Here is a 22,693-nt window from a genome sequence, read left to right as displayed (position 1 = left end):
TTAAAACAAAAAAGCACCTTCGAGGTGCTTTTTTATTGGCTGTTTTTGGACTAAGTTGAATATACGTTAAGCTTTTCTTTATTAGTAACATCTGTAGTTATACAAAAATTAATGTTTTAAATGCCTTTGGTTATAGGGTAATGCATAGAAAGTTGCGTTTTATCAACATTTGCTATGCCGAAGCTATGGTAATTTTCGACTAATTTCCTACGTAGAGATGAACTTTAATGAAATTACAGCGGTTGTTTAAAGGCAGTGGAATGGCGTTGTGGAGTCTATTCTGCGTTGCAATATTGAGCGGATTCTCACCTGCAGCATGGGCTATGACAGAGGGGGCAGATCAGCTTAATTTAACCGCCGCGAGCGTGGGTTATGTCGCCGTCTGTGTGTTTGTGCTGGCTTATATACTGGTGATGGCCGAGGAGACATTACATTTACGCAAGTCGAAACCTGTGCTCGTTGCGGCAGGGATCATTTGGGGCATGATAGGTTTTGTCTATATGCAAAACGGCATGTCCGAAGTGTCGGAAGCCGCATTCAAGCAAAACTTGCTCGAATACGCCGAGCTATTGCTCTTCTTGCTGGTGGCGATGACGTATATCAATGCCATGGAAGAACGTAATCTGTTCGATGCGATCCGCGGCTGGCTCGTAGGTCGTGGTTTTAGCCTGCGAACTGTGTTTTGGTTAACGGGCTTTATGGCGTTTTTCATCTCGCCCGTGGCCGATAACTTAACCACAGCTTTACTGATGTGCGCCGTGGTGATGAAGGTTGGGGCTGGGCAACGCAAGTTTATTACCCTTGCCTGTATCAACATTGTCGTTGCCGCCAACGCGGGTGGCGCGTTTAGCCCCTTTGGTGACATCACGACCTTAATGGTATGGCAAAAGGGCCTAGTGCACTTTGGCGATTTCTTTAATCTGTTCATTCCCGCCCTCGTTAACTTTGCCTTACCCGCCGCCATTATGAGTGTGTTCATCCCGCATTTTGTGCCTGAGCCTGAAAAAGAGCATGTGTACACTAAGCCCGGTGCTAAACGCATTGTGGGGCTGTTTTTACTCACTATTGCTACGGCAGTGTGTGCCCATTCCTTCTTAGGTATGCCGCCTGTACTGGGCATGATGACGGGATTAGGCTTTCTGCAATTCTTTGGTTTTTACCTGCGTAAAACCTTCAATCGTTCCGTTGCTCGCGAACGTGAAAAGGCGGAATTAAGACAAGACAAATTACGCCTGCAGCAACTTGGCAGTGTGGTGCCATTTGATGTGTTCAGCCGCATTTCCCGCGCCGAGTGGGATACTTTGCTGTTCTTTTATGGCGTAGTGTTATGCGTCGGCGGCCTAGGTTTTATGGGATATTTGAGCTTAGTGTCTGAGGCCATGTACTCACATTGGGATGTCACCTATGCCAACGTTGCCGTGGGTTTACTTTCGTCTGTGATTGATAATATTCCTGTGATGTTTGCGGTATTGACCATGAATCCCGATATGGCTTTGGGGCAGTGGTTATTGGTTACCCTGACAGCGGGTGTGGGCGGTAGTTTGCTTTCGATTGGGAGTGCGGCAGGGGTTGCCTTGATGGGACAGGCTCGTGGCATTTATACCTTTGGGGCGCATCTTCGTTGGACGCCTGTGATAGCTTTAGGTTATGTGGCGAGTATTTTAGTGCACATGTGGTTAAACGCCGCGATGTTCTAACACTGCATTAGCTTGATTATCGTTTACCGAGACAGGCTTGCGGTTTGTCTCACGAAAATTAACTATTTGCTGGCTTGGGTTAGCAAGATCACATTAATTATTTGTGGTCTTGCATAGACTTAACTCTGTGTTTTTATGGAGTTGAGTTAATGTGTATGCAATTGGGAGGCTGCAGGTTTGATCGAGAACGAGGCATACTGATTGAGTTGTCTCGCGATGAATCTTGGCATCTTTCTCGAGCCGAGCTACAAGTGCTCACGTTGTTGCTCGCACATCAAGGACAGTTAGTTTCAAAGCACATGCTAAAAATGGGGGATGGACAAGGTCCGCCGTTAACTGATGCCTCTTTATCCCACGTCATATCCAGGCTCCGCTCTTTTCTTGGCCCTTCGCACGAGGGCTTGATCGAAACCGTTAAAGGCCAAGGCTATTTATTGCGACCATCAAACGGCAGCGAATATCGAGGCATCAATTACCTCAGGCTGCACACTGTGCCTTTGTGGAGTGCCTTAGTGTTATTTGGGGTGATGTTGGCGTTTTCGGTGTTTTATCTGAAACACACAGACCACAGTAAACCGACTCAAGCCTTGATGACGTCAATACTGTCGTTAGCCTCGGGTCAGCAAGTGCGCTTGAACTTATATGCCGACTCCAGTGCGAGTAACACCTTACTGTTTGAAATGGGCGAACGCTTAAGCACGGGACTTATTGTCTGCGGTAAAAGCGATTGGGCAGATGTTTATGCGTCTTTATCCCATGATAAACAGGTGCTTAATATGACCTTTCGCGGTGAAAAACTCGGCCAGTTAGTGCTGCGCAATATTAGTATCAGCGATTTATCTCGTCCCAAAACATTCATCGACTCTGCCTGGCTGCATGAGGTGAATATCTGTGGCTAAGTGGCTCAAGTGGACCATTAGTATTGTTATTTTGTCGGCCTTGATTGCGGCTTGCGGAGTGATTTACAAACAATTGGCAACGAGCCGGACCATGATGTTAAGTTGCAGCTCAGAATTATTTGATCGGCACACGAGTGCCAATCCATATGTCAGCGCCAGTGCTGGCAGTAACAACAGCGACAATAAATTTTACCAGCTTGTGGACGTATTGATTGCCGCCGACAAAGCGCAAATCCACTACCGTTACTTTAATTTTGATGGCACCAGTGCGGGCCATATTTCAATGCGTGGCAAAGTCGACAGCATTGAGGCCAATAGCATGACCTATAGGGTGGCGGTGGAGACGAAAACTGAATCGCAAACGCAAAAACAACAAAATTGGCCCGAACAGATGAAATATCTCTATAGCATCAGCAGCTTAAATTTTGCCGATGCAGGGGTGAACCATTTCAGTATCGAAGTATTAGAGATGGATGATGCAAAAGATTATGCCATAGTATTATTGCAACCCAGCAATACGATTTGTGGATGCCGTATCGTAAATAGCCGAATTTAATCAGTGAATTTGAGTTTATTTCAGTTAAGATTAGTGCTCATTGATTTATGTCTACTGCGATGAGTTTCTGTGAGAGCTCATGAAAAGGGTGTTGTGTCTAAGATACGTGTAAAGCAAGAAGAATCCCTGTCGATTAAGTTCAGCCACCAGATGGAAAAGGGCGATAATCGTCAGCTCGATCTCTATTTCTTTTTACCAAAGGAAATGGGCATAGGCTCGCACACGCTCAATGAAGAAGAGTACTACTACAGCTCGATTGTCGGCCGTCGCTCTTACTATTCAGAAGGTTTGCATTTACCTTTGGTACAGGGCCGCTTTGCCAGTTTAAATCGTCGCACCATTGAAGAATTCAGATTGTACTTGAATTTGTTCGCCTATCAGTTTGCCGTTGCAGTCGAAAACGACGTTAAAGAACTCAATCAAATCACAGATGTGACCCATTTCTATTTTGCCCTCGACGAATTACGCGAACAAGTCGGCCAGTTGCTGAAAAAGTTTCGCCGTAACGAACCGGGCGATCCTAAATGGAAATCCTACTTTGAAAATGCCGACAACTATCTGTCTTGGTTTTGCGAGCAGCAGTTGCTAAAGGTGCTCGCCCATGCAACACGGACCAGCGATTTCAATGATATCCAAGAACGGGTACTAACACTGTGTCGCAATGAGTGCGCCTATCGGGATGAGCATAACTACAACTCGGCGCAAACTAAGCAAGATCCTAACCGTATCTCAAACAAGATGTTGTTGTTACGACGTTTAATCCAGCAAGGTGTGGTGCTCAAAGAAGAGTTAAAGCCCTTAGGAATTGGCCTTAAAAAGTTCACAACGGGACTGGCAACGGCGTTAGTCATGTTGGTGGTGTCGGCGTTGATTATTCAAGCGCAGGGCGCCTTCAGCGGCTTTACCATTGCCTTAGTGCTGACTTTGGCGGTGATTTACGGCTTCAGGGAAATCTTTAAAGATGACGTGCGTAATGCCATGTGGCGTTTTATTCAGCGGGGCAGGCCACGCTGGAGCCGGATTTTGCGCGATACCACCAGTCAGGCGGTAATCGCTAAGCAGTTAGTATGGCTTGAGTTTATGCGTCAGCAAGATCTGCCCGATAAAGTCAGCGAAATCCTAAAACATAGGCATAGCCAAAATAAGGTCGATGCGGAAATCCTGCACTATAAAATTGCCACTAAGGTGAATCAGAGTGAGTTCCAAGCGGGATACTCCACCATTCAAGAGCAAGTGAACTTTAGCTTAGTGCCCTTTGCCCGCTACTTAGAGCGGGGTAAGGCGAAGATTTATAAGGAAGTTGAAGGCAAAATCAGCCATGAATCGGTTGAGCGGCGTTATCAAGTCAACTTGATTTTAGTGCTACGCGATGGCCGCGAAGCCCCGCAGTATATTCGCTACAAGATCACCATGAACCGCTCGACGATTATTGAAATTACCCAGAGCCAATTGCCCGATTCGGTCAACATGCCCGAATCTACGATTGATGACGAGTAAAGGCCTGACCGATATTTTGATCGTTATTCTGTTTCGCCCGTTTTAGGGCGACTTCGGCATTATTCAGATACTGCTCAAGTGTCTGACCTTCTTGATAACCCGCAATACCGATACTGATCCCTTCGCCTAAGCCATTGCCATTGAGCTTTTCCATCATATTGAGGGCAAAGTTGTGCGCATGGATCGCATCTGTGTCAGGTAACATCACAATCAGTTTCCCGAGTTGCCAATGCAAAATCTGATAATTAGCAGGAATTTCAAGTAGTAATTGAACTTCGACTTCCTGCTGGCGGTTTGCCAGTTGGTCGATGTCACTCATGTGGCTCAGTAAACCTTCGGGATTGATATCCATTAACAGTAAGCTTGAACTCAGGCGGCTTGGCGGCGGCAGCGAGTTAAAGTAACGCTCTAAATCAACTAAGCTCAGCAGAATCGTGCTGCGATGGGGCACAAGACTGCGTTTCTCTGTGCCTCGGCCGCGTTCGGCGGCTTGCTCTAAGGTACAGACGATATAATCAATCTCACCATCGGCGGCCACATGGCCCTTCAAGGTGGCTTGTAAACAATTGGAGTGCGCCTGTTTAGGTGAGCACAGAATTTGCCCCTGCCACTGACCTTGCATGGCAATTTGAGCGCTAATTCTTTGCCATTGATTACCTAAATCGTTGGCGAGCAGCGAGGCTAAATCTTGATTTAAATCGCCATTGAGTTGCATTAGCGCATCAAATACGGGGTTGATTTTAATCAGTTTACCATTGGCATCTGTCAGCGCTGTTGCCACTGTGCTATCGCATAAAAGCTCACTGAGAAATGCTTGTTCTTTACTGCTGACTAATTCACTGATGTCTTCAAGGGTGATCAATAGATGTGGTGACCCTCGGCTCGCCCTTGGCGCTTGGCGGATATGTACCCGCAGCGTTGGGCCATTTATACTTTCTAGGCTGATTTCACCAGACCATTGACCCGTTTTATGCACTTGCTCCATCAGCTCGGCATAGGTTTTATCATCGAGGCACAAGGTACGTTGTAGATTACGGTCTGTGAGTTCATCGAGTGGCACTAAGGTCGCTTCTGCCGCCTTAGTGTTGGCGCTGATCACTCTGGCGTTTTCGTTGACCATCATAAAGCCGATATCACTGTTAAATAAGCCATTGGCGACATCGATACTGTATTGGCGTGAACGCTGTTGTAAGCGATACATGTGGCTGAGTAGCACAACCCAAGCGGCGAGTACGGTTAAGATTAGCGATGCCACTATGACAATGTTTTGCCACTGGGAAAAACGTGCGGCTATGTCGGAGTTACGCACATAGGAGAGTAAAAAGTATTCTCTGCGGGTTTCTGGCTGGGCGGTAAGCTCGATCTTAAGGTAAACAAAGGTGGCTTCTTCACCGTGGAACTGGCCAAAATTACTCATGGACATATCACGCCACAGGGCGGGATAACTTTGTCTTAAACTTGCCCCTAAGGTTTCCGGCATATTGCTTAACGGAGCGAGATCGCTCGCGCCAGCATAGAGTAATCCCTGCGTGTCGAGCACTAACATAGGCGACTTATTGCTCGAAAAAGCCGGCTTGATGGCTTCGAGCATTTGCACCATAGAGTTGTATGTCACGAGATAACCCATAGAACTCTGATCGGGCTTTTCGAGCCAAGCCATTTGATACATATAGGGTTCTAGCATGCCTTCAATCGGAACAAACTCCAGTGGTGAGGTGTAAACCTCTTTACCGCCCATATTACGACTCGCGCCAAGCAAGGTCGGCGGTAAGGCATCTTTACTGAAATTAGAAGGGGTAGAGAACTTATAATTGCCTTGGGGATCGTACAGCGCAATGCCGAGCAGTTCAGGAATATGCTTCACCAGATCTAGCCAAGCTTCCTGTAATTTGAGTTGCTGCTTGGCGGTCGGATTGCTTAAGTACTGCTTTAGCAGCTCACCATTGGCAAAAATTTGGGTACGAAATTGCTGAAAAGACACTTTATCTGTGATCAGTGTGCCTATAGTTTGCAGTTCACTGTATCTCTGCGTCGCCCATTCTTCCTGTAGACGTCGCTCACCTAAAGTAATGATTAAGTTGGTTAAAATGATCATGCCAATCACCAGCATAGAGAGCTGGCTTGCAACGGCTAATAAGCGTTGATGCGACCAATGGATCCCTTGAGTTAAAGAGAGCAGCGGCGCTAGGGGATACGTGCTTGGGTTATTCTTCAGCATGAACCGATTATGAGTGGGTGATCTGTTAATTTCGCTATGTTAACACGAAAGAATTGTTACGACAGTGCCAAGTTACTCAGCAAGATTTCCTTAGTAAAAGTTAAGACAGATTTACATCTCTACTCATTCGCTCAGTGGCGAGTTCATGTGGCTCAGTGCTTCAGTCGATTTTGGCCGCATTGGAATGGTGTTTAGCCTAGAGCGCCTAATACTCTATGCTTAAATTCGCAACCGTAGGACTCCACTTGTTCACGGCAAATATCAATATCGACGCCCGCTAATCCTTCGATAGCGGAGACTTGTACCGTTTCAATATAGTGTGGTGCCAAGGCGATAAAGGCATGCACGGCGGCGTAGGAACCGGCGAGTTTTGGGCGGCAATGTTCAATATAGGCGGCTTCATTATCCGCATTGAGTGAAATCGATAAGCTATCCACACACTCGGCAAGTTCCGGCAGAATATTGCGTCTATGGACCAGATTGCCTAAACCATCGGTATTAATCCGTACTCGTCCGCCCCTGCGTTTGATCTCTTTTGCCACAGTGAGTAGCGTTGGAAGATTTAAAGTAGGCTCGCCATAACCGCAAAACACGTATTCTTCAAAGTCTTTAACATCGCCAAGCAGGGGGATAATTTCCTCGGGCTTAGGTTGGTGGCACAGGGCAAGTTGGTATTCGTGGATTTGTTTACTGCCATTATGTTTCGGGCAGAAAGCGCAGCGCAGGGTGCAGCGACCAGTGATATTGAGGTAACGACTGCGGCGAATATCATAGACTAGGGTTTCGGTTGCACAGGTTTCATTCGTGCAAACTTCATCTGTGATGTGACCGTTCGCTAGGGTTTCAGTGGTGACAACGTGCGGGTTATCAAGGTGTTGCTTATGCAGATGCTCAGACATAATGATGGCTTCATTCTAACGATAACTGACGACTTGGGCATAGTGTAGCGAAAGCCCGATGGCATAACTGTCAGCTAGATCGCAACTTGAAAGCTCAAACCCACTCACGGCAAAGTGACTTTGATGCTGATGTGGAATTGAGTGAGCACAGGCAATAAAAAAGAGAGCCTAAGCTCTCTTTTTAAGGTCTAAGACATTGATTAACTGTCTATTGCTAACTGCCTATCGCTAACTGTCTGTCGTTAACAGCCTATAAATAGTCTTTCTTATAGTCAGTCGTGACAGCTTGCTCAAAATCCGGATGCTTAACGTCCTCATCATTGGTTTTTTTAGGCTGCCACCACCAGTTGAAGAAGCGGCTGCTAGAGCGGCTAACATCGTCGAGTATGATGTACAGCAGCGGCACTAAGATCAGCGTTACTACAGTCGAGAACAGGATACCGAAGGCGAGGGACGTCGCCATAGGGATCACAATTTGCGCCTGCAAACTGCGCTCGAGAATAATAGGCACTAAGCCGACAAAGGTGGTGAGTGACGTGAGGATGATCGCCCTAAAGCGATAACAGCCCGAATCCACTGCCGCCTGTCTAACCGATTGACCTTGCTCCCGCGCACGGTTAACAAAGTCGACCAAAATCAAAGAGTCGTTCACCACCACACCCGCGAGTGCCACTATGCCGCAGAGACTTAATACGCTCATCGCGAGTCCCTGAATCAAGTGACCGAACAGGGCGCCGATAATCCCGAAGGGGATCACCGACATGATGATCAACGGCTGACTGTAGGATTTTAGCGGGATTGCCATCAGTGCATAAATGGTAAACAGCGCAAAGAAGAAACCTTGCATCAAACCGACCATAGCATTCTGTTCATCTAAACTGCCGCCATCTAACGCGGTTTGGATTTTAGGATACTTGGCCTGTAATTGTGGCAGGTAATCTTTTTGGATTTCCTGTACCACTTTTGAAGGTTCAACTATGTTTTTGTTGGCATTTGCCGTGATGGTGATCGCCCGCTTACCGTCAACACGGGTAATTGAGGCGTAGGATTCGCCTTTCTCAATTTGTGCCACGGTCGAGAAGGGAACCGAGGTGCCCGTTGGCGTGCGGATCAGCATGTTTTCCAGATAACCCACAGTGCGGCGCTGCTCTAATGGATAGCGCACCATTACCTTGATCTCTTCTTTATTACGCAAAATACGTTGGGCTTCATAACCATAGAAACCATAACGCACTTGGCGAGCTAAATCGGAAAGGGTCAGGCCAAGGGCTTCCGCCTCTGGACGTATCTTCAGGCGAATTTCATGGCTACCCGAGGAAAAGTTGTCGGCAATATCGTATACGCCTTCATAGCTGGCGAGTTTTTGCTTCAACTCTTTAGAGGCCGCGGACAGTTCATCGAGATCACTTGAGGTCAACCTGAAGGAAATATCGCCACCGGCATCGTTAGTACTCGCGTTAAAGCTGAGTTTTTTGACCGATAGAAGCTCGGGCAATTGTTCACGCCATGCGGCAGCAATCGTCACACCATCGACTTCGCGGTCTTCACCTTTCGTCAGTTCGGCAAAAATAAAGGCAGAGGTGCGGGAGCTCATATTGATAAAGCTGTGTTTCACCACTTGATAGCCGTTATCTTGCTCCATTTTGTCATTCATCTTGTACAGGGCTTCTTCTATGCTCTGCACCACTTTCAAAGTGTTATCTTCCGAGCTGCCTTCGTCCATTTCCAACTGAACTTGGATAAAGTCCGATGGAATATCTGGGAAGAATACCCAACGCACTTTACCACTGGCGACTAAGGCAATCGACAGGACCAACACACCGATAAAAGCCGCGACCACGTTGTATCTTTGCTTGATACAGCGCTCGAGGAAGTTGCGATAACTGTGGTGAATAAAGTGCTGTACTCTGTCGTTAAAGTTGGCTTTGAGGCGACCAAAGAATCCCCTTGGCGCACCGGGCTTTTTAAACTTCATGTGCGCTAAATGCGCTGGCAGGATGAACTTAGATTCGACCAGCGAGAAGGCCAAACAGAGGATGACCACCATGCCGATGGATTTCCAGATAATTCCCATAGGGCCAGAAACCATTAACATGGGAATAAAGGCCGCAATCGTGGTTAATACCCCGAAGGTCGCGGGCATTGCCACTTTTTGCGCGCCGCGGATCACATTGTCAACCGAATGACCGTGGCGTTCGACTTCTGTGTAGGCGCTCTCGCCGATGACAATCGCATCGTCCACCACTATCCCGAGCACTAAGATAAAGGCGAACAGGGTTAACATGTTGATCGTCATCGAGAAAGGTTCGAGCGGCATGATCAGCATAGTGCCGAGGAAGCACACCGGCAGACCCATCATAACCCAAAACGCCAACTTAAGATCGAGGAACATAGCTAGGATGATAAACACCAACAAGGCACCGTAAAACATGTTCGACATCATCATGTTTAAGCGGCCCTTGAGGTAGTGAGTCATATCACCCCAAGTATCTAGTTGCGCGTTGGCAGGAAGTGTCGCGCGGCGATCCTCGACGTATTGTTTCACTTGAGCGGCAATGTCTAAGGCATTTTGATCATCAACACTGGTGACTTCGATAATCGCGGCCGGTTTACCGTTAAAGCGGGTGTATTCTAACCGTTCTTCAAAATCATCTTTGATGGTCGCCACTTGCGGCAACATCACGCGGCTACCGTCGGGGCGAGTGGTGACGACGATATTCGCAAAGTCATCACCCGTGTAGGCTTGGCCTTTGGTGCGCAGCAGGATGTCGCCATCTTGGGCGCGAATCGAACCGCCGGGTAAGTCAAAGGAAGAGTTTTGCACCGCTAACGCGACCTGTGTAAATGTTAGGCCGTATTCGCGTAGTTTATCTTCTGATACTTCGATGGCGATTTCATAATCGCGCACCCCAGTGACCTTGGCACGGGTCACGGCTGGCAGTTGGGTTAAATCGTCACGCACCGACTTAGCCAACTCCTTCATATCGTGCAGTGTCATATCGCCATAGACAGACACCCAAATGACGTTATTTTCAGGTTTAATCTGATAGATATTGGGTTTTTCGATGTTCACTGGGAAGGTCGAAATCGCATCTAATCTCAGTTTGGCTTCATCGAGCACGGTTTGCACTTCGTAACCGTCTTCAACTTCAACCGTAATCGAGCCTACCCCTTCGCTCGCCACTGATGTGACCTTCTTGATACCGTTGATATCTTGGATGGCTTCTTCAATCTTGATGTTGATGCCTTCTTCGATTTCCTGTGGCGCCGCGCCCGGATAGGCGACGGAAATATTCAGTAAATTGAGTTCGAAAGAAGGAAAAACTTCTTTATTGATCAAGACAGTGCTGAACAAACCGCCGACCAGCAATGCCCACATTAACAGGTTCGCGGCCACACTGTTGCGGGCGAACCAGGCTAAGATCCCTTTTTGAGTGTCCATTATTTCACTCCAGTGGCCGCAAGACTCGACTCAGGCGTGTCTTCTTTTGGCGTCTCAGTCGGCAATGCCGCTTCACCTAAGACCTTGACCAGTTGACCGTTTGCCATGCTGTTGAAGTGAGTGGTGGCGACGCGCTCGCCCGTTTTTAGACTGTCCTTGATATACACATTGTCGAGATCGCTACGAACGATATTTACATGGCGCATTTCAACAATATTTTTGTCGTTAACTAAGGCGACGTGATCGTTACGAACCACATGCCGAGGTAGTTTTACTATGCCATCGACGGTGCGACCTTTGATGACTGCATTGACGAAGCTGCCATATTTAAGCGGTAAGCTGCCAGCAACTTTATTGGCGCGCAGGTACGGGTCTTTGATTTCAGCGACTAAATACACCATGCGATTTTCAGCATCGATCACGCCTTCGCTGCGGATAATATTGCCTTCCCAAGTATTTTCTTTACCCGCCAAAGAGGCGCTCAGCGTCACTTGGGTATCGGGATTATCGACCGACTCTAGGTAGGCTAGATCGTCATTGGAAATCGGTAAGCGGATTTCAGCAACACTAGTGTCGTAGAGTTCTCCTAGATTTGTACCTAAGCTAACATACTGACCTAAATCGACATTGCGCGCTTTGATTATGCCATCGAACGGCGCGCGGATAACCGTGCGCTCAAGGTTACGTTGGGCACGCGCCAGTGCTGCTTGCGCATATTTAACGTTGGCTTGCTCTTTTTTAAGCTGTGGAATACGCAGACCTAACTCTGGGGGTAAGCCTTTGTCGTAGCCTTTGAATTCGATTTTAGCAACTTCACCGCGGGCAATTTCTTCGTTCAGTGCAGCGGTGGCTTGGGCCAGTGTCGCTTCGGCTTGCATTAAATCAGCCTCGTAATCTGAGGGCTCGATTTGTGCGAGTTGGTCACCTTTCTTGACTATGCCGCCCGCCACAAAATTTGGGGAAATGGTCAGCATTCTGCCTTGAACTTCGGTCACAAGCTGGGTTTTATATTTTGGGTTAACCACACCGTAGGAAGGTAAGTTTAGCGATACCGTTTGCTGAGTCACTTGCGTCACATCAACGATAGGAATGGGCATCTCTTCAGGTTTTTGTTCTGGCGCTTCCTTGGTTTGCATTAATATTTTTGCGCCTAAGCCAAATAGCAGCAAAATTAATAAAGGAGATGTTCTCCTCAGTAGAGTCTTCATCATATTATTGTTACATCCATGCTAATCGCGTAATGGGGTTAAAGTAGCAGAGTCGGCCGCGCCAATAAATTTATTTTTGTAAATTAAATGTGTCTAAAAGTGATGTTTTGACACATGTGCTCACTAGGTACCGATATTTTGGCGAAATTTAGAGCAGGTAAATGATGAAAGGTTCACTTAGGTGATTGGAATATATTGAAATAAGAATGAATACGCTTGCGGATTTGCAAATCTAAATGGGCCGTATTTCATGCTCTATATTTTGTGATTAGCTTTTACTCGCCAGTTGATTTATTGCATTGAGTTAAATTTAGGTAATAAAAAAGCCGCATATAGCGGCTTTAGTTGGATGATTTCAAGCAGAGGTTACTTCTTCTTGCGGGCGATTTTACTCGCTTTCTTCGCCGCTTCTTTCTTGCTGGTTTTCTTCGCTGCTTCTTTGGCTTTCACTTTGGCTTTTTTCTTACCTGGAGTCCGCGCTTCTTTGTTTTTAGGACGTAGCTCTTCGATCACGCGGCGTTTCAACGGTTGCTCGATATAACGCTCGATTTTACCGACGATACGCATATCGTGGGCTTCGGCCAACGAAATCGCAGTACCTTTGGCGCCAGCGCGGCCAGTACGACCGATACGGTGAATATAGGTATCGGCAGAGCGTGGCATGTCGAAGTTGATCACATGGGTGATATCGTCGATATCGATACCGCGTGCAGCCACATCGGTTGCCAGCAAGACGTTCACTTCACCTTTGGTAAAGCGGCTCAAAGCTTGGAAACGTTTTTTCTGTTCCATATCGCCACGCATGAAAGCGCAGGCAATACCGACTTTAAGTAACTGGCCTTCTAAGCTAGAAACGATGTCGCGGGTTTTTACGAACACGATAGTCCGTTTAACATCTTCTTGGCGCAGCAGATGACATAGCAGGGCAAATTTATGCTCTTTATCATCGGCTAAGTGGATCCATTGGTGGATCTTGGCTTTTTCACTGCGAGGTGCTTCAACATCGATTTCAATCGGGTCGTTCAATACTTCACGGGCAAAACGTTGTACACCGCCGCCTTCTAAGGTGGCAGAGAACAGCATGTTCTGTTTGCGGCCTTGGGCTTCGATAGCAATCGCTTGCACCACAGAAGAGAAGCCCATGTCTAGCATGCGGTCGGCTTCGTCGATAATTAAGATATCGACTTCTTGGGCGTTGAAATTGCCTTTGTCTAAATATTCCATCAGGCGGCCAGGGGTCGCGACCAGAATATCGACGTTGCCCGCTAAGGCTTCTTCTTGTGGTCCGTAAGGCACACCACCAGTCACTATCGCTATGTCTAAACCTTGGCCTGTGGCTAAGTGACACGCATAACGGTGGATTTGGCTGGCTAACTCACGGGTTGGTGTGAGGATCAGGATACGTGCTTGCCCAGCGAAACGACGGGGGAAGTCGATTAAATGTTGCAACGATGGCAGTAAAAAACTCGCTGTTTTACCTGTTCCTGTCGGGGCGCGCGCGAGAATATCTCTTTGCTCTAGGGCATAAGGGATAGTTTCTTGCTGAATAGTGGTGGGTGAATGATGCCCCATGGCATTAAGCGACTCTAATAAGCTAGGGTCAAGCTGGAAATCTTCAAATTGCATGCGCAGCGTCTCGACGGATAATAGCGAAGCATTATAAAGGTTATAGCGGTTAACTTAAATAACTTAATCTGAGCGGGGATAAACTTATGTCGCTCAGTAGTCTGTTTCGCTAAAAAATAGTGAGATCTCAGCAGCTTTTGTGCTGGTTGAGTGGTTATGAGTGTTTAGTGCAGCTCATTCGTGCCGCTGTTTTGCAGTTATTCCGCACTTCGCTATCATCAAAGGGGCAGACATTTTTTTAAACTTCTATAAGATACTGCGAATATAATGAAGATAGGCTGTTGTTAAGGTTTATTTCGATGGATTGAGTGATGTGTTTTTAGGAGCCTTGGCATAAATATTTATCCACTTACTAGCGTTATTTAAAGTGGGTTCCTGAGCGTTAGCCCTGCTCGGGAAGATAAGCAAACAGGTTTTGATTGGATTTTATGTTTCTGATAGATGGGCTGAAAACGATATGACATTCGATGGGTTATCACATTTTTTTATCTCGTCTCAAGACAGCCTGTTACTAAACGTCTACTACAATCCCTCGCTGGTTACTCTGTCTATTTGTATTGCAATTTTTTCAGCCTTTATGACCTTTCAGGTTGCAACGCAAGCGGTCACGAGCCAGTCCCATTTCCGTAAACAGATCATGTTGTTCACTGGGAGTCTTGTGTTGGGGGGCGGAGTTTGGTCGATGCATTTTATCGGCATGCTGGCTTTTGATTTGTGTTCGCCCGTGAGTTACAACTTTGCGCTGACAGCCCTATCCTTGTTACCTAGTATCGCCGCTTCATGGGTGGCGTTGAATCTATTAGCTAAACCTAGCTTTCGCTTCTCACAGGTGTTGATCAGTGGCACCCTCGTTGGTGCGGGGATTGGCACTATGCATTACGTTGGCATGGCTGCGATGGAAATGGCGCCGCTACTGCGTTATGACCCATTAATATTTGCGCTTTCTATCATAGTGGCTGTATTGCTGGCTATTATTGCATTGTGGGTGAGAACCGGCGTTAATAAATTAATCCCGCTGAACATCAATGTGATAATGATTAACTTTCTCGCCAGTATCCTAATGGGGCTGGCGATTTCAGGTATGCACTATACCGGTATGGCGGCTGCACGTTTTGTTAAGCCTGAAGGGTTGGAATTAACTCAGCAAACCTCTGAAATCTCTTTCTATCTCGCCATTGGCGTGTCCGTCATTACTGTCACCATTATCAGCCTAGTGTTAATCGTAAACCTGGTCTTCAAATATAAAGATCTGACTCAGTTGGCAAAATCCAATGAAGACAGAATGCGCGCCATGATGAATACGGCAATCGATGGGATTATTACCATTGATGGCAAAGGCATTGTTGTCAGTGTGAACAAAGCTGTGACCGTGATTCTAGGTTGGCGAGCCGATGAGCTGATGGGCTTTAACGTGAAGAAAATTGTGCCAGATGCCATTCGTGAAGAGCATGATGGCTATTTAGCTAAATACGTTGAAACACACAAAGCTAAAATTATTGGGCTTGGCAGAGAGGTTGAAGCGCAGCATAAAGATGGCTCCCAAGTGCCGATTAACTTAAGCATTGGCCATGTAATGCAGGGGAAAGATCATTATTTTGTCGGTTTTATCACTGATCTCAGCAAGCGTAATGAAATGGAGCTTGAGCTTAAAAATAATGAAGCCAAGTTTAGATCTTTGATCGGTAATATCCCTGGCATTGCTTATCGTTGTAAAAATACTCAAGGCTGGCCAATGGTTTATATCAGTGATGCGGTATTAAACATCACAGGTTATCCGGCTGCCGATTTTGAACTGCCGCATCCCAAACGGTTTTTCTCTGATCTTTATCATCCAAATGATCTTGATGCTATTTATAACAGTGCACAGCCACCGACATTTTCAATGGAATATCGCATCATTCGTCGAGATGGTGAAGTGCGTTGGTTATTTGAACATGGCAACTACATAAACGATGAGTCTAATGGCGAGCTTTGGATTGATGGGTTTGTGATGGACATTACCGAACGAAAAATCATGGAGCAGGACTTAGTCACGGCAAAAAATAATGCGGAGCAAGCCGCTGCTGCCCGTTCGGCATTTTTAGCCAACATGAGCCATGAAATTCGTACGCCAATGAATGCCATCATAGGCTTCAGTGATATTTTATTGGAATCCCAACTAGAGCTGGAGCAGCAAAAACAGCTAACGACCATTAATCGCTCCGCCAAATCCCTATTACATTTACTCAATGATGTGTTGGATAGCGCCAAATTAGACAAAGGTAAGCTTGAGCTGGAAAGTCGCGTCTTTTCATTAACCGATGAAATCGACACTGTTATTTCGACACTGTGGTTGCAAGCTAAAAACCAGAATCTGTTTTTAGCCGTGGATATCGCGCCGTCGATGGCAAGTAACTATATCGGCTCACCAGAAAGGATCAGACAAGTGCTGATTAACTTAGTGGGCAATGCGGTTAAATTCACATCCGAAGGTACAGTCACTGTCCGTGTTTATCCTGAACACGACCAACAGGTGACCTTTGAGATTGCGGATACTGGGATTGGTATGTCGCCGGATCAGCTTCAGCATGTATTCGATGCCTTCTCGCAGGCCGATGCGTCCATGAGCCGCAAATACGGCGGTACAGGTCTAGGCACGACTATCAGTAAACAGTTGGTTCAGTTGATGGGCGGGCATATTGAAGTCCAAAGTGTGTTAGGTGAGGGCAGTACATTCCGTTTTACTATTCCTTTAAAAGCCAGCAGCGAAACCTTATCTAAACAACAATCTGACATCACGGCTTTACCTCCGTTGACCATATTAGTGGTTGACGATATCCAGCAGAATATTGATTTACTGACGGTATTATTCACCCGTTTGGGGCATAAAGTGATCACGGCTCGCGATGGTCAGCAAGCCTTGGTTCGCATGCGAAAAGGCCCGATTGATGTCACCCTAATGGATCTGCAAATGCCCATTATGGACGGATTAACCGCCGCTAAAATACGTCGTCAACAGGAAGCCGAAGAACAACTGGCGCACATGCCTATTATTGCCTTAACGGCCAGTGTGTTAGAACAAGACCAAAATGCCGCCGTACAAGCGGGGATGGATGGTTTTGCGAATAAACCTATCGATTTTGCGCACTTGAGCCGTGAAATCGCCAGAGTACTTAAACTCGAGCCGTTGACGACGCTAGTCGAGTTGCCCCTGTCAAATCGTTATCTCGTGATTGATGAGCTTCGCGGCATTAAGCTGTGGGGAAGCCTGTCAATATACATCAAAGAGTTGACCAAGTTTGTTGCCCAGTGGCCTGAAAAAAACCAGCAATTACAAGACGCAATCAATCAAGATGATCTCCAGCAGATAAAGCAGTTAAGCCACGGCTTAAAGGGCATCAGTGGCAACTTAGGTTTGTCAAAATGGATGCAGCTGTTTAGCCAATTGGAAAGTGCTGAACCTGAGTCGATGCCGCAGATATTTGATGACGTTTGTGCCTCATTAGGCGAGATAGAGGCCTATATTGCGGGCGCTACATTACCCGAACATTCTGCCTCGAATACCCCATCGAAAAAGGCTGATTACGCACAGCTTATCTTGCCCCATATCGATGCGCTTATTGCGGCTATCTCACATCACTCCTTTGATGAGGCTGACCTTATCGCGCTACAAAAACTCAGTGATGAAGCGAATAAAATCGTGATAACCAGTATTGTTGACGCCTTAGATGACTTTGATTTTGATATCGCCCACAAAGCACTAACGGCACTAAAAATATCCATCTCCACGCATGAGGAGTCGTAATGCAGACTGCAACTGAATCGAAAAAAACCTTATTGTTAGTGGATGATGAACCGGTCAATTTACGGGTGTTGAAGCAAATATTGCATCAAGACTATCAGTTAGTCTTTGCCAAAAATGGTGAGGAGGCGTTGCGCTTAGCACAAATCGAAAAACCATCGCTGATATTGCTCGATATAATGATGCCGAATATGACGGGTTTTGAGGTATGCCAAACACTGAAGACTATGACAGAAACCCAGTCTATTCCGGTGATTTTTGTGACAGCACTCAATGACGAACACGACGAGGCAGCAGGCTTTGCCGCGGGAGGTGTGGACTATATCGCCAAACCTATTTCAGCTGCGATCGTTAAAGCTAGGGTTAAAACGCATTTGTCGTTGGTTCAAGCTGATGAATTGAAACGAACGCGTCTGCAAGTGATTCAGCGCTTAGGCAGGGCGGCGGAATACAAAGATAATGAAACCGGCACCCATGTGCTTAGAATGAGCCATTATTCGAGAATATTGGCGCTGGCTTACGGCTTAACGGAATCGCAGGCGGATGATTTGTTGCATGCCGCGCCTATGCACGATATTGGCAAAATTGGTATTGCCGACAGCATAATGCTCAAGCCTGGAAAGTTAACCGACGAGGAGTTTGAGATCATGAAAACTCATCCTCAAATTGGTGCTGAAATTATTGGCGAGGCGGATTCTGAGTTATTGCGTTTAGCTAAATCAGTGGCACTCACGCACCATGAGAAATGGAATGGCACGGGTTATCCCCATGGGCTGCAAGGCGAGCAAATCCCCTTAGAGGGCAGAATTGTGGCTTTAGCCGATGTATTTGATGCGTTAACCAGTAAGCGGCCATATAAAGAGGCGTGGTCAGTCGACAAAACCATGGACTACATTCACGGGCAAAGCGGCGTGCATTTTGACCCTGTGTTGGTCAGATTATTTGCCGAAAACTTACCGAAAATAATTGAAATCAAAGAGAAATGGACCGACCGCTAAAGCCTTGTGGCACAAGGCTTTAACCTGATGTCATCTTAAATGTAATGCAGTTTACTGCTTGAAATAAAAGGCTATTTAACTTAACAGCCACTTTAGAGAGTGGCCTTTATAGCTTGAGGTAAAAATCTCGAGCGAGTTCGATCATCTGCTCTGTGTACTTGCCTTCACTATTTCGAATCGTCAGCTCCCCGTGTTCAGTAGGAGTTTGCCGATCTTTGCTGACCACAATTAATACCCGATTCGCCTCCTTGGTACTCACACTTTTGGCTGGTACTTGTTTGGCAATAGCGAGTGTCGACGACTCTGCAACATATGCAGCAAAGCGCGGCAGACTTTGCATTGGCAGAATCAAGGTAGCTTGACCTTGGGGCGAGAGGCATAAATCTATGGCATCGAGTAGCGCGGTAAAACTTAAGCTATCTGTGTGACGGGCCATAGCGCGCTGGGATTGTATCGCTTGTGTGCCTTGCTCAAAATAGGGCGGATTACAAATGATGTGATCAAAATACTCTTGATACTCAATCTGTTGGCAAAAGTCTTGGATACTGCAGTTGACTAAGGTGAGTCGATTCGCCCACGGACTATTGTGGAAGTTATGCAGGCAAGCCTCGGCTGCACTGGTGTCTAACTCGACACTGGTAATATGTGCTTGGCTGCGCTGCGCTGCCATTAAACTGAGTAAGCCGCTGCCAGCACCAATATCTAACACTGTTTTCGCTGCGGTCAGTTGAGCCCACGCGCCTAGGACGACACTGTCTGTGCCTACGGCCATGCCGCAATTCATATCATCGATATGAAATTGTTTAAAAGTGAATGCCATGGAGAGTTAATTTTTGCCGTTCTAAGGTGGTTAGGCCCAATATTGGGCGGGCAGTATTCTAATTCTAGCCCTCGTTTTTAGCCAATGCTTTTAAACAGAAGATGTTGCGCTAGATGTATGAATTTGTGTCGGCATAAGATTTTATTTTTTACGGCGCAATACAGATTTTACTTAATTAACGCTTTATTTTATTGCCTTAGAAACCTTTTCTTAGCAGTTAATTAGCATTGTTTCGCTTTTTTTATCCTAACGGTCTTGTTGTCTTGTATTAGGACTTTAAGTCTGGTATTAGTTTCGCCCCCATTTTTAATCACTTTTATGATTAACGGATAGGTAAACGAGTTTGGTGGTGAATTAGTAGTCAGTGTGGCTGCGTAAAAGTTCGTCATAGATTATAAACTCGACAGATATCGAACAGATTTACCACGGAATTGTGTAAACAAAGATTTGCACTCCGGATGGGCTTTGTTTTAGCTATGGCTAATCGACACATAATCACTTAAGTTTGTAAAAAAACAATAAGACAAGATGGGGCTTCCAGTGCAAGACAATCAGATGAGTATCGCAGATACATTAGGCTTAGGTTTTATGACCTTCGCATTCTTTTTAGGGGCAGGTAACCTAATTTTTCCACCGTTCGCGGGAATGTTAGCGGGCGGTAATATGCCCCTCGCCATGTTGGGTTTTTTGATTACCGCCGTAGGTTTACCTTTAGTTGGACTGATTGCTGTCGCTAAGGCTCAAGGTAAGGTTATGGCTATGCTGCCAGTATTTGCAGCAACGACATTGGCTATCGCGATTTATATCATTATCGGCCCTGCGTTTGCTGCGCCGCGTACCGGTTTAGTGGCTTACGAGATTGGCGCTAAGCCCTTTATCGATGACACCACGGCAACATTTTTACTGGGCAGTTTAGAACTGAATCTGTCGCAACTGCTATACACCATGTGTTTCTTCACCGTCACTATGTTATTGGCGCTTTTCCCTGGCAAGCTGCTCGATAGCGTAGGTAAAGTATTAACGCCTATTTTATTGATCTTGTTAGTTGGATTGGCTGCATCTGTGATGTTTTTACCTGCCTCCGAAGTGGGCCAAGCCGTAGGCGATTATCAAAACCATCCGCTGACCAAAGGTATTTTGGAAGGCTACAACACTATGGATACGTTAGCGTCCTTAATGTTTGGTATGCTGATTATCGATATCCTGCGCAAAAAGGGGATTGATCAACCGAGTGCTCAAACTAAATATCTGATCCGCGCCGCCTTTATTGCTGCCGCTGGTTTAGCCTTTGTGTATGTGTCGCTGTTCTTTTTAGGTGCGACCGCAGGCGATATCGCCATCGGTGCTAAAAATGGCGGCGAGATTTTAACGAACTATGTGACCCGTGAATTTGGTGATTTAGGCTCAGTCTTGTTGTCATCGGTCGTGACCTTAGCTTGTTTAACCACAGCGGTTGGCCTTGTGAGTGCATGCTCTGAGTTCTTCAATGAGCTGATGCCTAAACTGTCTTACCGTTTCCTGGTGATCTTCTTAAGCGTGATTTGTGCTGTGATTGCTAACGTGGGCCTAAGTCAGTTGATTGCTATTAGTATTCCCGTATTAATGACGATTTATCCTGTGGCTATTGCTCTTGTGGTTGTGACTTTCCTGACTGCTTATTTTGCGAATCCACAGTTTGCACATCGTGCAGTACTGAGCGTGGCACTGTTTTTCGGCATCTTCGATGGTCTTAAAGTGGCAGTGAAAGGTTTGACTGACGCTGATGGTCAAGCGGTGAATGGCTTAGCGCAGGGCTTTATCCATGTCGTGGATGTGATGTCTCCCGTGTTATCTAAGCTGCCACTCTATGAAGAAGGCATGGCTTGGTTACTGCCAACGATTGCAACCATAGTACTGTGTTTAGTGTTTGGTCGTGGTCGTGATCGTGATCAAACGGCTGCTGCTTAAGCCTTGTACTCGCGTTTTTACGCGGGACTCAGTTAAGCTGATGTAGGCTTAAATCTAGTTAAGTTAATATCAACGGCGTATCATTTGATGACGCCGTTTTTTTATGGAGTTTTTGTGCCTAAGACATATCAGCCCGATCCGCTCATTGATGTTTTTCTTGATGATCTCTGGTCGAGCAAGGGACTGAGTGACAACACCTTATCGGCCTATCGCACCGATCTGCGCCATTTTGATCGTTATCAAGCTCAGCAAGGGGTAACGCTGCTCGCGGTTTCTCAGGCGGATGTCAGAGCGTATTTAGCCTTTAGAGTCGAGCAGGATTTTGCGCGCACCAGTAGTGCTCGGCTGCTCAGCAGTTTACGGCGTTTCTATACCTATTTAGTGCAGAGCAAGCAGATTTCAGCCGATCCTATGGCCCTAGTCGAGTCGCCTAAATTAACCCGCCATTTACCCGATTCATTGAGTGAATCGCAGGTCGATCGCTTGTTGTCTGAGCCCAATGTGGAAGATGCGGTCGAATGTCGCGACAAAGCCATGCTAGAGCTGTTGTATGCCACAGGCTTGAGGGTGAGCGAGCTCGTTGGCTTGACTATGGAGCAGATGAGCCTGCGCCAAGGCTTAGTGCGCATTGTGGGTAAGGGCGGCAAAGAGCGTCTTGTGCCGCTGGGTGAATTAGCTATTACCGAGGTCGAGAGCTACATGAAGTTTGCGCGCCAAGAGCTGCTCGGTAATAAACAGTCCGATGTGGTGTTTCCGTCAAAACGCGGGCAGATGATGACGCGGCAAACCTTTTGGCATCGGATTAAGCTGTATGCCCTGCGTGCTGGGATTGAAACCGCATTATCACCGCACACATTGCGCCATGCTTTTGCTACCCATTTGCTCAATCATGGTGCCGATCTGCGGGTGGTGCAATTGCTGTTAGGCCATAGCGACCTGTCAACCACGCAGATTTATACCCATGTGGCGCGGGCAAGGTTGCAGGAATTGCATCAAGAGCATCATCCAAGAGGCTGAAAAAGGATTTAGTTACAGCATAAATTTGCTTTCCGCGCGGCTTGTCTGTAACTTTTTGCCACCATACGGGGTCTATTAAGTATATCGC

The 22,693-nt window shown here is 46.6% G+C and carries 14 protein-coding genes; 8 read left to right on the top strand and 6 right to left on the bottom strand.

From position 1 onward, the window contains the following. Positions 1-227 precede the first annotated feature (227 nt). The 4 genes from nhaD (at position 228) to Q4Q54_RS00920 (ending at position 4,649) form a co-directional block, all read left to right on the top strand. A complete protein-coding gene (gene nhaD / locus Q4Q54_RS00935) occupies positions 228-1,697 on the top strand; it encodes a sodium:proton antiporter NhaD (RefSeq protein ID WP_311987276.1) in 1,470 nt (489 codons plus the stop codon). A 149-nt stretch (positions 1,698-1,846) separates the two neighbouring features. Next, positions 1,847-2,596, top strand: a complete 750-nt coding sequence (locus Q4Q54_RS00930) for a helix-turn-helix domain-containing protein (RefSeq protein ID WP_311987274.1) — start codon at positions 1,847-1,849, stop codon at positions 2,594-2,596. After that, complete coding sequence (locus Q4Q54_RS00925) at positions 2,589-3,152, top strand: hypothetical protein (RefSeq protein WP_311987272.1); 564 nt, start codon at positions 2,589-2,591, stop codon at positions 3,150-3,152. Before Q4Q54_RS00930 ends, Q4Q54_RS00925 begins: the two co-directional genes overlap by 8 nt. 93 nt (positions 3,153-3,245) lie before the next feature. Continuing rightward, positions 3,246-4,649 carry a hypothetical protein gene (locus tag Q4Q54_RS00920; protein WP_220777639.1) on the top strand — a complete coding sequence of 468 codons (1,404 nt, stop codon included), beginning with the start codon at positions 3,246-3,248 and terminating at the stop codon, positions 4,647-4,649. On the opposite strand, the gene Q4Q54_RS00915 is transcribed toward Q4Q54_RS00920, so the two are convergent. From Q4Q54_RS00915 to srmB, 5 genes are all read right to left on the bottom strand, one after another. Then, positions 4,630-6,867, bottom strand: a complete 2,238-nt coding sequence (locus Q4Q54_RS00915; protein WP_311987270.1) for a PAS domain-containing protein — start codon at positions 6,865-6,867, stop codon at positions 4,630-4,632. The two genes, Q4Q54_RS00920 and Q4Q54_RS00915, sit on opposite strands and share 20 nt — an antisense overlap. Positions 6,868-7,058: 191 nt before the next feature. Further along, positions 7,059-7,766 carry a TatD family nuclease-associated radical SAM protein gene (locus tag Q4Q54_RS00910; protein ID WP_311987268.1) on the bottom strand — a complete coding sequence of 236 codons (708 nt, stop codon included), beginning with the start codon at positions 7,764-7,766 and terminating at the stop codon, positions 7,059-7,061. Between the two features lie 250 nt (positions 7,767-8,016). Continuing rightward, positions 8,017-11,208: an efflux RND transporter permease subunit gene (locus Q4Q54_RS00905; protein ID WP_311987266.1), complete on the bottom strand. Its 3,192-nt coding sequence runs from the start codon at positions 11,206-11,208 to the stop codon at positions 8,017-8,019. Beyond that, positions 11,208-12,419 (bottom strand): efflux RND transporter periplasmic adaptor subunit, encoded by a 1,212-nt coding sequence (locus Q4Q54_RS00900; protein ID WP_311987264.1) that lies wholly within the window; start codon positions 12,417-12,419, stop codon positions 11,208-11,210. Before Q4Q54_RS00900 ends, Q4Q54_RS00905 begins: the two co-directional genes overlap by 1 nt. 363 nt (positions 12,420-12,782) lie before the next feature. After that, positions 12,783-14,042 (bottom strand): ATP-dependent RNA helicase SrmB, encoded by a 1,260-nt coding sequence (gene srmB / locus Q4Q54_RS00895; protein ID WP_006080348.1) that lies wholly within the window; start codon positions 14,040-14,042, stop codon positions 12,783-12,785. Positions 14,043-14,499: 457 nt separating this feature from the next. Between srmB and Q4Q54_RS00890 the strand changes: the two genes are divergently transcribed. Together Q4Q54_RS00890 and Q4Q54_RS00885 are read left to right on the top strand one after the other, a co-directional pair. After that, on the top strand, positions 14,500-17,826 hold the full coding sequence (locus Q4Q54_RS00890) for an MHYT domain-containing protein (RefSeq protein WP_311987459.1): 3,327 nt from the start codon (positions 14,500-14,502) through the stop codon (positions 17,824-17,826). Further along, positions 17,826-18,821: a two-component system response regulator gene (locus Q4Q54_RS00885; protein ID WP_311987262.1), complete on the top strand. Its 996-nt coding sequence runs from the start codon at positions 17,826-17,828 to the stop codon at positions 18,819-18,821. Before Q4Q54_RS00890 ends, Q4Q54_RS00885 begins: the two co-directional genes overlap by 1 nt. Positions 18,822-18,927: 106 nt before the next feature. Here Q4Q54_RS00885 and Q4Q54_RS00880 read toward each other — a convergent pair whose 3' ends face one another. Continuing rightward, entirely contained in the window at positions 18,928-19,641 is a 714-nt protein-coding gene (locus tag Q4Q54_RS00880) for a methyltransferase (RefSeq protein ID WP_311987261.1), read from the bottom strand. A 528-nt stretch (positions 19,642-20,169) separates the two neighbouring features. Between Q4Q54_RS00880 and brnQ the strand changes: the two genes are divergently transcribed. After that, positions 20,170-21,588 carry a branched-chain amino acid transport system II carrier protein gene (brnQ, locus tag Q4Q54_RS00875; RefSeq protein WP_311987260.1) on the top strand — a complete coding sequence of 473 codons (1,419 nt, stop codon included), beginning with the start codon at positions 20,170-20,172 and terminating at the stop codon, positions 21,586-21,588. Between the two features lie 114 nt (positions 21,589-21,702). After that, the gene (gene xerD, locus Q4Q54_RS00870; RefSeq protein ID WP_311987258.1) at positions 21,703-22,605 is read left to right on the top strand and encodes a site-specific tyrosine recombinase XerD; all 903 of its coding nucleotides are present in this window, start codon (positions 21,703-21,705) and stop codon (positions 22,603-22,605) included. Positions 22,606-22,693: the final 88 nt, after the last annotated feature.

The sequence above is a fragment of the Shewanella sp. SP2S2-4 genome (assembly GCF_031932025.1).
Classification (GTDB): domain Bacteria; phylum Pseudomonadota; class Gammaproteobacteria; order Enterobacterales; family Shewanellaceae; genus Shewanella; species Shewanella baltica.
This window is presented reverse-complemented; position numbering and strand designations above follow the sequence as displayed.